This window comes from Shinella zoogloeoides, from assembly GCF_022682305.1.
In the GTDB taxonomy this organism is placed as follows: domain Bacteria; phylum Pseudomonadota; class Alphaproteobacteria; order Rhizobiales; family Rhizobiaceae; genus Shinella; species Shinella zoogloeoides_B.
Map to the genome: position 1 here is coordinate 3533831 of NZ_CP093528.1, position 12522 is coordinate 3546352.

The following is a 12522-nucleotide window of genomic DNA, read 5'->3' on the forward strand; positions in this document are numbered from 1 at the left end:
GTTTTCCTTTCCAGCTTTCCGAGTGAACCCATGAAGAGTGGACGGTCAGTGCGAATGCCCTGCGTGGGACACAGCCGCCTTGCTCGGCTCCTCCAGGGTGCAACTGGCCACGCCGTCCCAGTCGATCCCGATCGTCGGGTGCTCGATCTTGAACTGCGTCTTCAGCTCGTGGTCGACTTGCTGCATGACGGTGCGCACATCGACGCCTTCCATCGGCTGCACCTGAAGGGTTGCCAGCACACGGCCGGAAGTCAGCGACCAGACATGGACGTGGTGGACGCTCTGGATGCCGGGAACGGTCTTTCGAAGATGCTCGGAGATCTTCTCCGCGCCGGCGTTGTCGGGCGCACCTTCGAGCAGGATATGCAGCGTGTTCCTGAGCAGGCTCCAGGCGCTGCGCAGGATCAGCAGCGACACGAACACCGACAGGATGGGATCGATCGGGGTCCAGCCAGTGTACCAGATGACGATGGCGGCAATGATCGCGCCGACCGAGCCGAGCAGATCGCCCATGACATGCAGCACGGCGCCCTTGACATTGACGTGATCGGAGTCGCCGCGCGTCAGATACCAGAGGACGAAGAGGTTCACGAGCATGCCGATGATGGCGACGACGAACATCGAACCGGCCATGACCGGCTGCGGCTCTTGGAAGCGCTCGATGGCCTCGTAGACGATCCAGGCGACGATGCCGAACAGGGTAAGGGCGTTGATGAGGCCCGCAATCACCTCGAAGCGGGCATAGCCGAAGGTGCGCTGGCTGTCGGCGACGCGGCGGCCGAGGCGGAAGGCAACGTAGGCGAGACCGAGCGCGATGGCGTCGGTCAGCATATGTCCCGCATCGGCAAGCAGCGCGAGCGAACCGGAGATCACACCGCCGACTGCCTCGACGACCATGAAGATGAAGATGATGAAGAAGGAAATGAGGATCTTGCGCTCGTTTTCCTTCGTTACGGTCGGTACGTGTGAGTGATCATGATCGCGGCCGTGGTGGTCGCTGTGGGAGTGAGAGTGGTCTGCCATAGGTCGGTCCAGTGGTTGCGTTCAGTCTAAACACTTGAATACATGTTCGAGTGTTTCATTGTCAACCGGCCCGCGTAAGAAATTTGAAAGCTATTCGAAGGCACCGCAAAATCACGTAAATTTCCCGACAAGTGGGCTTGACCTTGTCACCGTTGGAATCTGCACGATGCCCCCTCGAATGGGTGACGCATGCGGAGGTAGAGGTGATTGCTCAGACGTGACCGCGAGCCTGAAATCCAGATGCGGCAACTCCACTATGTGATTGCAGCGGCCGAGCATGGCAGCTTCCGACAGGCGGCGATAGCGGTCGGCGTTCGAGAATCGGCGGTCAGCCGCCGCATCCGCGATCTGGAGGATCAGGCCGGTGCGGCGCTGTTCATTCGATATCAGCGGGGGGTGGTCATCACCGAGGCGGGACGGAAGTTCCTGACGCACGCTCGGAGGGCGATCGCGGAAATCGATCTGGCCGTGAAGGAAGTGAGAGCTGCGGGCCGCGCCGAAAAGGGCGTGCTACGCATCGGCATATTCTCGTCCCTCGCCTCGGGCTTCATCGCCGATCTGCTGGAGCGATACGCAGGGGAGCATCCCGGTGTTCGCACGAGATTCATCGAAGGCACGCCTGCCGACCACAAGGCCGCTGTCCGGCACCACGAGATCGACATCGCCTTCCTGACGGGCGAGCCGCACGTCGCGGGATGTGAGGTGACGCGGCTGTGGGCCGAGCGCGTGTTCGTCGTCCTGCCGGAAAAGCATGAGCTTGTGGCAAGGGAGGAGATCGAATGGGCCGACCTGCGCGACCGGCATTTCATCGTCAGCGAGGCGGAGCCTGGTCCCGAGATCCACGACTATCTCGTCAAGCATCTCGCCGAGCTGGGCCACCATCCGAGCGTCGAGCAGTGCCCGGTCTATAACCGGGACACGCTGATGCAGTTGGTGGCTCTGGGAAAAGGTATCTCGCTCACCAGCGAGGCCACGACGGGGACCAGATTCCGGGGCGTGGCGTATCGGCTTCTGGTGACGGAAGAACTGCCGTTCTGCGCGGTCTGGTCGCAACGCAACGACAATCCGGCGCTGCGCCGGATGCTGAGCCTCGCCCGCAACCTGTCGGCGAAACGGTTCGGGACTCGCCCGATCAGCGACGATCAGGCGTGACCGAGCGGCGGGCCTTGGCGAACCCGCGGTCGGTGGCGATGAAGCGCTCCAGCATGGGCACGATGAGCTTCATCGGATCGGCGACCGGCTGGCCGGTGTCCCGCCCCAATATCTGCGCGTAGGTGGCAAGGTCATCGGCGAGCGCAGCCGGCAGCTCAAGCGTGACCTTGACCGGCTTGTCGTTGGCGAGCGGACCGAGTTTCAGCTTGGTCATGGATCATCCCCTGTAGGGTTCGAGGACCAGATCGCGGGTCACGATCATCCGGACCGGGAAGCCCGGCCGGATGGTCAGCGTGGGGGCGACCTGCAATTGCCGCTGGATGATCTGCTGGCCCGCCTGATTGATCGTATCCTGCGAGCCGTCGCGGATCGCGCGGATCAGGCGGTCCTCGTCGCTGGTCGCGAGTTCGGCGCCGACGGCAAGCAGGGTGGAGAGCCCGGCCGCCTTGGCGAGATCCCACCAGTGGTAGTCGACACCATCCTCTAGCCCGGCATAGCCTTGGCTGTCCGCGCCGGGCTGGCGCTCCAGCACGATCGAGCGACCATTGGGGAAGATCAGCCGGTTCCAGACCAACAAGACCCTCCTTTGGCCGAACTGCACGCTGTTGTCGTACTGACCGATGATGCGCGTGCCCTGCGGCACGAGGAGAACGCGGCCGGTCGGGCTGTCATAGATGCTTTCCGTGACCTGCGCGGTGATCTGGCCGGGAAGGTCGGAGCGGATGCCGGTGATCAGTGCTGCCGGGATGACCGCGCCCGCCTGAAGCACGAAGGGCGATACCGGAGCCATGACGCGGTCGGTCGTGGTGGTCCGGCGATCGACGGCGGCGTTGAGGAAGGCGTTCTGCCGGTCCTGCGCGGTATTTCCGCCGAGGCCGAGCCCGGCGAGATTGGGCAGACCTGCGCCGGCGGCCGAATCCGCGCCTGCGGTTGGGTTCGTGCGTGTCTCGGTCTGGAAAAAGACGCGGCTCGTGCGTGCGGCTTCCTCCTCGGCGCGCCGCCGCTGCTCTTCCTGATCCACGGTTGGATCGGGGACGGTGGGCGGAACGACGGGCTTGCCCTCGTTCTGCGCGCTGAGGATCGGCCGGCCGAGATCGCCGGGCAGTGCCGGGCCGAGGACCGGCCCGGTATAGTCGCGTGGAAGGCCGGCGAGCCCATCGGCCGTCGCCCGGTTCTCGGTCGAATAGAGTTCCTCGCCATCCGCGCCGCGATCGCGGGTCTGGAGCGCATAGATCAGCGCGCCGCCGATACCGAGCGAAACGATGAGGCCGGCTCCGGCCAGCGCCTTGCGCGATAGGCGCGTGACGCGCGGGGCTTCGGCGCGAAGGCGCATCGGGGCAGCATTGTTGTTTCCGGTGTCTGTCATGACGACTGCCCTCCCTTGTCCTGGCGGACATTCGTTGCGCGCGAGGAGCCGTCGATGCGTTCGATCCTGACGGTCTGCTGACGCTTGCCCCCGCCAAGCCGCAGCTCGGCCGCGCCGAACAGGCGATCGACGATCAGCACGTTGCGATAGGTGCGCGTATTGGCGATCTGGGCCTCGCCTTCGGGGCCGATCACGAAGATCGGCGGCAATTCGCCCTGGACGATGCCGCGCGGAAACTCGATGTAGACGCGCCGCCCGTCGTCATAGACGGAGACCGGCTTCCACGGCGGATTGTCGCCGGATGCGAAGCCATAGCGATAGTTCCGCGCCGCCACGGCCGGGATAACCGGCGTTGTCGGTATCGCCTGCGCCGAGCCTCCGCGGGCGCGCGGATAGGACCAGGCGACGGACGGCATGTAGGGTTTCTCGCGCGAGCGCAGCTCGATCATGTAGGTGCGCCGGTCGGTGGTGATGACGAGATTGGTCGAGATTTCCGCGCGCGACGGTTTCACCAGCACATGCACGCGCCGCGTCTCGCCGGAGCCGCTCTCGGTGTCGCCGATGATCCAGCGTGCTGTGTCGCCGGCGGCGATCGGGCCTGCGCCGGTCAGGCTTTCACCCGGCTCAAGCGCGATGTTGGTGATCTGTCCGGGCGAGGCATAGATCTGATAGAGGGCGCCGTCGCTCCACGGATAGACCTGGATAGCGTTGTAATAGCCCTCGCGTCGCGGCTCGACGCGGGCGGCGAGATTGGCGTTCTCGACACGGGCGGTCGGCGTACTGGCTGCGCCGCCGCCCCGGCTCACCGTCCAGGCGGGCGGGATGTGGAGCGGCTTTGGCGTGGTGTCCGTCACAGCCGGTACGGCCGGCAGCGGCGGCACGTCGGAATCGTAGGTGATTGCAGGCGGCTTCTTCGCAGAAGCACATCCGCCGAGCACCGCAGTCGATACCAGCAAAGCCGTGATCACGGATTTACGGAAAGCCGGGTTTGCGGCATTGCGGAAGTGCGGCGTCATTGTCCCAACTCCCGCGACCAGTTGATTGCATTGACGTAGATGCCGAGCGGATTGGCCTTGAGCCGTTCGGCGTCGCGGGGCGGCTGGACGACGATGGTGAGAATTGCCGTCCATCGCTCGGTGGTCGAAAGCTGGCCGTTCTCATAGCGCCGCTCTATCCACGCGATCCGGAAGCTCTCCGGCGAGGCGCGGATGACCGAGGAAACCTCGACGGCAACCTGCTGCTTGCCGACCTTGGTGAAGGGGTCGTTGACGCGGGCATAGTCGTTGAGCGCGGCCGCGCCCCGGTCCGTCGTCCATTCATAGGCGCGCAGCCAGTTCTGCCGCACGATGATCGGATCGGCCGGGACGGAGCGGACCTGTTCGATGAAACGGGCGAGATGCCATGCGATCTGCGGATCGGTCGGACGGTAGTCGGCGGTTGCCGCGGCGACGGTCTGGGCCTGTCCCAGCTTGTCGACCTGAACGATCCAGGGAACGACGGTGCCCCGCGCCGACTGGACGACAAGAGCGGCGGCGAAGCCGGCCGACAGCGCCAGGCATCCGAAAGCCATAAAGCGCCAGTTGCGCGCCTGGACGCGGGCGGAGCCGATACGCTCGTCCCATATCTGGGCAGCCTTCTGATAGGGGGTCTCGGGTTGCGGCGTCTTGCCGTAGTGGGTGGCGGGTCGTCGGAAGAGGTTCATGAGCGGTCGCTTTCGGAGAGATTGACGGAAGAGCCGGAGCCGTGGCTGTCGCCGGAGCGGACCGCGTGGGCGGCCGCGGAAACGCCATGGCTCATTGCCTGGCCGCGCTTCATGCGCTGCGCCCAGGCCGGCGGGGTATTCACAGATCCGGCCGCGGCAGCGCCGGCGGAGGCGTCATTGGCGGCCTGCCCGCCACCTCCGACGGTTCCCATGGTCGAAGAGCCGCCCGTCGTTTCGAAAGCGCCCTTGACGCCGCCGGTGTGGCTCGACTTGAGGCTCTCAGCGGCGCGGGCGAGACCGCGACGCAGCGGCGAGGCAGCGCCCGAACCGGCGGCGCGCGCCACGCCGCCGAGACCGGAGGCGATGCCCGACATGCCGGACTGTCCCATCGAGCCGAGCGTGTAGGCCGAGGAAGCCGCGCCGGCGGCGGCAGCGCCGCCACGCGCGGCGGCCGCACCTCCAGACAAAGCGAGCGCTCCGCCCTTGGCGGCCAGCACGGCTCCGCCGCCTGCGGCGAGCGCTGCGCCTCCGACCGCCAGCCCTGTGCCTACGGCGGCGCCCGCGCCGAGTTGAGGTCCGCCGGAGACGAGGCCGTTGGCGATGCCGGGGCCGAATATGCCGAGGCCGAGCAGGGAGAGCGCGGCGAGCACGATCGCCATGGCCTGGTCGATGGTCGGCGTCGCGCCGCCGAAGCCGGCGGTGAACTGCGAGAACAACGTCGAGCCGATGCCGATGATGACGGCGAGAACCAGGACCTTGATGCCGGAGGAGATCACGTTGCCGAGCACCCGCTCGGCCATGAACGCGGTCTTTCCGAACAGGCCGAAGGGGATCAGGACGAAGCCGGCCAGTGTCGACAGCTTGAACTCGATCAGCGTGACGAAGAGCTGGATCGCCAGGATGAAGAAGGCGAGGATGACCAGCACCCAGGCGAAGAACATGCAGGCGATCTGGATGAAATTCTCGAAGAAGGCGATCCAGCCCATGAGGTCGGAGATGGAATCGAGCAGCGGCCGTCCGGCGTCGAGTCCGGTTTGCGCCACCTTGCCGGGGCGCAGGAGATCGGCGGTGCTGAAGCTGGTTCCGGAGCCCTTCAGGCCGAGTCCGGCGAAGCTGTCGAAGACGATCTTCGCGAGGCTGTTCCAGTTGGAAATCAGGTAGGCAAAGACCCCGACGAAGAGCGTCTTTTTCACCAGCCGCGCCATGATGTCGTCGTCAGCGCCCCAGCTCCAGAACAGGGCCGCAAGCGTCACGTCGATCACGATGAGGGTTGAAGCTATGAAGGCGACCTCGCCGCCGAGCAGGCCAAAGCCGCTGTCGATGTAGGACGTGAAGACCGAGAGGAAATTGTCGATGACGCTGGTGCTGCCCATCTGCGCTCACCGTGCGTCATTCGCCGCGGGCGCGACCGGCTGCGGCGTGCGGCCGAGAAAGCGATCGCGGGTCTCGGCCCAGACGCGCAGGCATCCGGCATCCTTGCCGGCGGCCTCGCCAAGCTGCTGGCACCGTCGCTGTTCGACGCGAAGCGCATCGATCGAGCGCTCGACGGCCCGCGCCGGCTCCGGGACATTTACCTCGTCCTTGCGGGTCAGCTCGATGGCCGTCGCTGTGATCGCGACAGCCACGAAGACGACGGCGCCCAGCCGGGCCAGCATCTTGCCGTCCATGGTCGTCCCCCTTCCTGCGTCTCAGTTGCCGTTGAACATCTTGGCGTTTCCCGGCTGGTAGCCGGAGCCGGGCGTGAGGAAGCGGCGGCGCTGCTCGCGTCCCTGCTCGGCGGCCGCTGAACGCTCGGCGTCGGTGAGCGCCTGCGCCCGGCCGTTCGCGGCGATCACGGCGGTCAGGTCGGCGAGCTGCTGCGCCTGAAGGGCGAGGAGCTGGTTGCCGGCCTGGGTTGCCTGAAGTGCGCCGGTCGCGCCCTGGCTCTGCCCGACCAGCGCCGACATCTGGGTACGGTTGGTGTCGATGTTGCCGACAACGGTGGCCTGGACGCGCATGGCGTCCTGCAGACCGCCGACGGTGTTCTGCCAGCGGGTCTTCGCGTCCTCGATCAGCTTGGCGTCCGAGGCGGTCAGCGAGGCGTTGCCGTATTGCGTCTTGAACGCCTGATCGATCTGGCCGACGTCGAATGCGATGTTCTGCGCCTGGCTCAGGAGCTGCTGCGTGCGCTGCACGGACTGCTGGAGCTGCTGGAGCGAGGAGAACGGCAGGCTCGCCAGGTTCTTCGCCTGGTTGATGAGCATCTGCGCCTCGTTCTGGAGCGACGTGATCTGGTTGGTGATCTGCTCCAGCGCGCGGGCGGCCTGAAGGACGTTCTGGGCGTAATTGGTCGGATCGTAGACGATCTTCCAGGCGTGTGCCGGGGTGGTCAGGACCGGAGCGACGGCGAGCGGTACGGACAGCACGGTGGCGGCAAGCAGGGCGGCGGAGATGCGAGGCGAGGTGGGCGTCATGTTTCAGTTCTCCTGTTCGGGCTGGGGGTCGAAGTTGACGAGATCGGGGATGAGGTCCGCGGCCCATGCGACGTCGCGCGCCGCGAGCCACGCGGGCAGGAAGCCGTCGCGGCCGTGTTCGGCGACGATCTGGTCGATGAGGGTCTGGTCGGATTTCGAGGAGGCCGCGCAAAGCGCGAGCCCGACTTCCGACAGGCCCAGCTCGAACATCCGGTTGCCGCGCCGCGACTGGCAGTAGTAGTCGCGCTTCGGCGTGGCGCGGGCGATCAGCTCGATCTGGCGGTCGTTGAGGCCGAAGCGCCGATAGATCGCCGTGATCTGGGGCTCGACCGCGCGTTCATTCGGCAGGAGCAACCGGGTCAGGCAGCTTTCGATGATGGCGGGCGCAATGCTGCTGCCATCGATGTCGGACAGCGATTGCGTGGCGAAGATCACGCTGGCGTTCTTCTTGCGCAGCGTCTTCAGCCATTCGCGGAGCTGGCCGGAAAAGCCGTCGTCGTCGAGCGCCAGCCAGCCTTCGTCGATGATCAGGAGCGTCGGCCGGCCGTCGAGCCGGTCGCCGATGCGATGGAAGAGATAAGCCAGCACCGCCGCGGCGGAGCCGGTTCCGACTAGCCCCTCGATCTCGAACGCCTGTACGGACGCCGAGCCGAGATGCTCGCTCTCGGCGTCGAGCAGGCGGCCATATGGACCGCCGACGCAGTAGGGGCGCAGCGCCTGTTTCAGGTCGTTCGACTGGAGCAGCACGGCAAGGCCGGTGATGGTGCGCTCCCCGACCGGCGCGGAGGCGAGCGAGGTCAGCGCGGTCCAGAGGTGCTCCTTGACCTCCGGTGTGATCTGCACGCCCTCGCGCATCAGGATGGCGACGATCCAGTCGGCCGCCCAGGCGCGTTCCGGCACCTCATGGATGCGGGCGAGCGGCTGGAGGGAAACCGAGGTTTCCGAGCCATCGGTCAGGTCGCCGCCGAGATCGTGCCAGTCGCCGCCCATGGCGAGCGCCGAGGCGCGGATGCTGCCCCCGAAATCGAAGGCGAAGACCTGCGAGCGCTTGTAACGACGGAACTGCAAGGCCATGAGCGCGAGCAGCACGGACTTGCCTGCGCCGGTCGGGCCGACGACGAGCGTATGGCCGACATCGCCGACGTGAATTGAAAGCCGGAACGGGGTCGAGCCTTCGGTCCTGCCATACAGCAGCGGGGGCGCGCCGAGATGCTCGTCCCGTTCCGGCCCCGCCCACACGGCGCTGAGCGGCATCATGTGGGCAAGGTTGAGGGTGTTGACCGGCGGCTGCCGGACATTTCCGTAGACGTGGCCGGGCAGGCTGCCGAGCCAGGCATCCACGGCGTTGATGGTCTCGGGCATGCAGGTGAAATCGCGGCCCTGGATCACCTTCTCGACCAGCCGCAGCTTCTCGTCGGCCACGCGGGCGTCGCCGTCCCAGACGGTCACGGTGGCGGTGATGTATGCTTCTCCGGCGAAGTCCTGGCCGAGTTCCTGAAGCGCGAGATCCGCATCCTGCGCCTTGTTCGCGGCGTCGGTGTCGACGAGCACGGATTGCTCGTTGGTCATCACCTCCTTGAGGATCGCGGCGATCGATTTGCGCTTGGCGAACCACTGCCGCCTGATCTTGGTCAGGAGGCGGATGGCATCGGTCTTGTCGAGGAGGATCGCGCGCGTCGACCAGCGATATTCGAAGGCGAGCCGGTTCAGCTCGTCGAGAATGCCGGGCGTCGTCGCGGTCGGAAATCCGACAATGGTGAGGATGCGAAGATGTTGCTCGCCCAGGCGCGGCTCCAGCCCGCCGGTGAGCGGCTGGTCGGCGAGCAGCGCATCGAGGTACATCGGCGCCTCCGGCACGCGGACGCGGTGCCGGTTGGTCGAAATTGTCGAATGCAGGTAGGTGAGCGTCTCGCCGTCATCGAGCCATGCGCATTCCGGCATGAAGCCGTCGAGCAGTGCCAGGATGCGATCGGTGCGGTCGGTGAAGGCGCGCAGCGCCTCATGAGGATCGACGCCGGAGCGCTCCCGGCCTTCATAGAGCCACGCTTCCGTGCGGGCGGCTTCCTCGGCGGGCGGCAGGTAAAGCATGGTGAGGAAATAGCTGGACACGAAATGCGCGCCCTCTTCCTCGAAATCGGCCTTGCGCTCGGAATCGACCAACGATGAGGCGGGATCGGGAAAGCGGCTGTCGGGATAGGTCGCGGCCTCGGACCGCTGCGCCTCGACGAAGATCGCCCAGCCGGAGCCGAGGCGGCGGAAGGCGTTGTTGAGGCGGGCGGCGACGGCGACCAGTTCGGCCGCCACGGCGGAATCCAGATCCGGCCCGCGAAAGCGCGCCGTGCGCTGGAACGAGCCATCCTTGTTGAGGACGACGCCGGCGCCGACGAGCGCGGCCCAGGGCAGGTAATCAGCGAGGCGGGCGGAGGTGCGGCGGTATTCGGCAAGGTTCATCATGGCCGCGCCCTCACACCGACAGGTGGCCGGGGATGCGCAGATGTCGGCGCCCGACCTCCACGAAGAGCGGATCGCGCTTGGCCGCCCAGACGGCGGTGAGATGGCCGATCATCCAGATCGCGAGCCCGACCAGCCAGAGCCGCAGGCCAAGGCCGACGGCGCCGGCGAGCGTCCCGTTCATGATGGCGATCGAGCGCGGCGCGCCGCCGAGCAGGATGTGCTCGGTCAGCGCGCGATGGACGGGAACCGAGAACCCCGGCACGGCGTCGAGCTGTTCGAAGCCGGCCGCCATCAGATGAGCGCCCCGCCGCCGAACGAGAAGAAGGAGAGGAAGAAGGAACTGGCCGCGAACGCGATCGACAGGCCGAAGACGATCTGGATGAGACGGCGGAAGCCGCCGGCCGTATCGCCGAAGGCGAGCGTCAGACCCGTCACGATGATAATGATCACGGCCACGATTTTCGCGACCGGCCCTTCGACGGATTCGAGGATCTTCTGAAGCGGCGCTTCCCACGGCATCGAGGAGCCGGAGGCGTGGGCGGACGGCGCGGCCGACATCATCATGATGGTGACGAGCGCGGTCGAACTGGCGAGCCGGTCGTATGCTCCCCGCAGCACGGAGGACCTGGGCGGCTTGGCCGGAACCGGCGGAACGGTCGTGATCGGGGCGGAAGCGGGCGACTTCATCAAGGTTCTCCTGTGGGGGGCTGAGTTGCGGGAATGACGTGGTAGTCGCCGTCGGCGGTGAGCCCTTCGACGCGGGCGAGCTGGGCGAGACGGCGGCCGGAGCCTCGGCCGGCGAGCACGGCGACGAGATCGATGGTCTCGGCGATCAGGGCGCGCGGGACGGTGACGACGGCTTCCTGAATGAGCTGTTCGAGGCGGCGCAACGCGCCGATCGCCGTGCCGGCATGGATGGTGCCGATGCCGCCGGGATGTCCGGTGCCCCATGCCTTGAGAAGATCGAGGGCCTCGGCGCCGCGCACCTCGCCGATGGGAATGCGGTCAGGGCGCAGGCGCAGCGACGAGCGCACGAGATCGGAGAGGGTGACGACGCCCTCTTTGGTCCGCATGGCGACGAGGTTCGGCGCGGCGCATTGCAGCTCGCGGGTGTCTTCGATGATGACCACGCGATCCGCGCCCTTCGCCACTTCGGCCAGCAAGGCGTTGGTCAGCGTCGTCTTGCCGGTCGACGTGCCGCCGGCGACAAGGATGTTGGCGCGTGACTGGACCGCCATGCGTAGCGTCTGCGCCTGGTCGGCGGACATGATGCCGGAGGCGACGTAATCGGCGAGGGTGAATACCGCGACGGCCGGCTTTCTGATCGCGAAGGCGGGCGCGGAGACCACGGGAGGAAGAAGGCCCTCGAACCGCTCGCCGCTCTCGGGCAGCTCGGCCGAGACGCGCGGCGCTCCGGCATGGACCTCCGCGCCGACATGATGCGCGACGAGCCGCACGATGCGCTCGCCATCGGCCGCCGACAGCCGCTCCCCCGTATCGGCCAGCCCTTCGGAGAGCCGGTCGATCCAGAGCCGCCCATCGGGATTGAGCATTACCTCGACAACCGCGGGGTCCTCCAGAAACCCGGCGATTGCGGGTCCGAGCGCGGTACGGAGCATCCGCGCTCCCCGCGTCGTCGCCTCGGTCTGTTGGAAGGATCGCGCCACGTCGTCCCCGTCCCGTAGCGGGCACGCCCCATGCGCAGCCCTGGATCGGGGATGAGTAAAAGAGCCCGAAGTCGGGCCGATTCAACAAGTATCGGTCGTAGTAGTGCGGTGGCGTGCAAAGACAGGAAAACGGCGGAGTCCGCTCGTGACGGTGATCCCGGTGGGCGCGCGCGAAAACCGAATCAGTTGCTTGGACTTATCTGTTTTCGCGGCGCGGTGGTCAGATTGCGGACTGTATAATTCGCCTCGGCCTACGGCGTGCCGCCCTCGTCCTTGCCCGCCGCGTCCATGTCCTCCGAAACCTCCTGCCGGAGCTTCGGGCCTTTGACGAGCCGCTGGCCGAGGACGGCGACGAAGGCATCGTAGCGTTCGCCGGCCTTCGCCTTCGCGGCCTGCGCGGCAGGCTCGGGCAACGCGGGCGTCGTCGTGAGCCAGAAGCGGACGAAGACGGCCAGCGTCTCGACGGCGATGCCGAGATCGCGCTCCAGGCGCGTCATGCGGCGGTCGAGCTGATCGAGGCGCTTGGCGACGACCGCCTCCCGGCGCTCGGCATCGTCGGGTGACAGGAAGGACGCGATCGCGGCTTCCGCGATCAGCGAGCGCGACTGGTCGCGCCGGGCCGAATAGGCAACGAGCGCCTGCATGACATCGGGATCGAGATAGACGGACAGGCGCTGCTTTTTCGGTGTTCGGATCATCGCGGGC

The 12522-nt window shown here is 66.7% G+C and carries 14 protein-coding genes; 1 reads left to right on the plus strand and 13 read right to left on the minus strand.

The window, feature by feature from the left end:
- Nucleotides 1-45: 45 nt before the first annotated feature.
- Complete coding sequence (locus MOE34_RS17590; RefSeq protein WP_242218781.1) at nucleotides 46-1023, minus strand: cation diffusion facilitator family transporter; 978 nt, start codon at nucleotides 1021-1023, stop codon at nucleotides 46-48.
- A gap of 207 nt (nucleotides 1024-1230) precedes the next feature.
- Between MOE34_RS17590 and MOE34_RS17595 the strand changes: the two genes are divergently transcribed.
- Nucleotides 1231-2175, plus strand: coding sequence for a LysR family transcriptional regulator (locus MOE34_RS17595; RefSeq protein ID WP_003500137.1), 945 nt, complete (start codon nucleotides 1231-1233; stop codon nucleotides 2173-2175).
- On the opposite strand, the gene MOE34_RS17600 is transcribed toward MOE34_RS17595, so the two are convergent.
- The 12 genes from MOE34_RS17600 to MOE34_RS17655 form a co-directional block, all read right to left on the minus strand.
- On the minus strand, nucleotides 2156-2389 hold the full coding sequence (locus MOE34_RS17600; protein WP_003500135.1) for a DUF2274 domain-containing protein: 234 nt from the start codon (nucleotides 2387-2389) through the stop codon (nucleotides 2156-2158). The genes MOE34_RS17595 and MOE34_RS17600 overlap by 20 nt on opposite strands.
- 3 nt (nucleotides 2390-2392) lie before the next feature.
- Nucleotides 2393-3541, minus strand: coding sequence for a TrbI/VirB10 family protein (locus tag MOE34_RS17605; protein ID WP_242218782.1), 1149 nt, complete (start codon nucleotides 3539-3541; stop codon nucleotides 2393-2395).
- On the minus strand, nucleotides 3538-4557 hold the full coding sequence (gene trbG / locus MOE34_RS17610; RefSeq protein ID WP_242218783.1) for a P-type conjugative transfer protein TrbG: 1020 nt from the start codon (nucleotides 4555-4557) through the stop codon (nucleotides 3538-3540). Before trbG ends, MOE34_RS17605 begins: the two co-directional genes overlap by 4 nt.
- Nucleotides 4554-5243 (minus strand): conjugal transfer protein TrbF, encoded by a 690-nt coding sequence (gene trbF / locus MOE34_RS17615; RefSeq protein WP_003500130.1) that lies wholly within the window; start codon nucleotides 5241-5243, stop codon nucleotides 4554-4556. Before trbF ends, trbG begins: the two co-directional genes overlap by 4 nt.
- The gene (gene trbL / locus MOE34_RS17620; RefSeq protein ID WP_003500129.1) at nucleotides 5240-6616 is read right to left on the minus strand and encodes a P-type conjugative transfer protein TrbL; all 1377 of its coding nucleotides are present in this window, start codon (nucleotides 6614-6616) and stop codon (nucleotides 5240-5242) included. Before trbL ends, trbF begins: the two co-directional genes overlap by 4 nt.
- A gap of 6 nt (nucleotides 6617-6622) precedes the next feature.
- Nucleotides 6623-6910, minus strand: coding sequence for a putative entry exclusion protein TrbK-alt (gene trbK-alt, locus MOE34_RS17625; protein ID WP_003500127.1), 288 nt, complete (start codon nucleotides 6908-6910; stop codon nucleotides 6623-6625).
- Between the two features lie 21 nt (nucleotides 6911-6931).
- Nucleotides 6932-7696: a P-type conjugative transfer protein TrbJ gene (gene trbJ, locus MOE34_RS17630; protein WP_003500125.1), complete on the minus strand. Its 765-nt coding sequence runs from the start codon at nucleotides 7694-7696 to the stop codon at nucleotides 6932-6934.
- Between the two features lie 3 nt (nucleotides 7697-7699).
- Nucleotides 7700-10150: a conjugal transfer protein TrbE gene (gene trbE, locus MOE34_RS17635; RefSeq protein ID WP_003500123.1), complete on the minus strand. Its 2451-nt coding sequence runs from the start codon at nucleotides 10148-10150 to the stop codon at nucleotides 7700-7702.
- Nucleotides 10151-10160: 10 nt separating this feature from the next.
- Nucleotides 10161-10442 carry a VirB3 family type IV secretion system protein gene (locus tag MOE34_RS17640; protein ID WP_003500121.1) on the minus strand — a complete coding sequence of 94 codons (282 nt, stop codon included), beginning with the start codon at nucleotides 10440-10442 and terminating at the stop codon, nucleotides 10161-10163.
- Nucleotides 10442-10714 carry a TrbC/VirB2 family protein gene (locus MOE34_RS17645; protein WP_234825348.1) on the minus strand — a complete coding sequence of 91 codons (273 nt, stop codon included), beginning with the start codon at nucleotides 10712-10714 and terminating at the stop codon, nucleotides 10442-10444. Before MOE34_RS17645 ends, MOE34_RS17640 begins: the two co-directional genes overlap by 1 nt.
- Nucleotides 10715-10836: 122 nt before the next feature.
- Complete coding sequence (gene trbB, locus MOE34_RS17650; RefSeq protein WP_003500105.1) at nucleotides 10837-11769, minus strand: P-type conjugative transfer ATPase TrbB; 933 nt, start codon at nucleotides 11767-11769, stop codon at nucleotides 10837-10839.
- Nucleotides 11770-12068: 299 nt separating this feature from the next.
- Entirely contained in the window at nucleotides 12069-12515 is a 447-nt protein-coding gene (locus tag MOE34_RS17655; RefSeq protein WP_003500104.1) for a hypothetical protein, read from the minus strand.
- Between the last annotated feature and the right edge of the window lie 7 nt (nucleotides 12516-12522).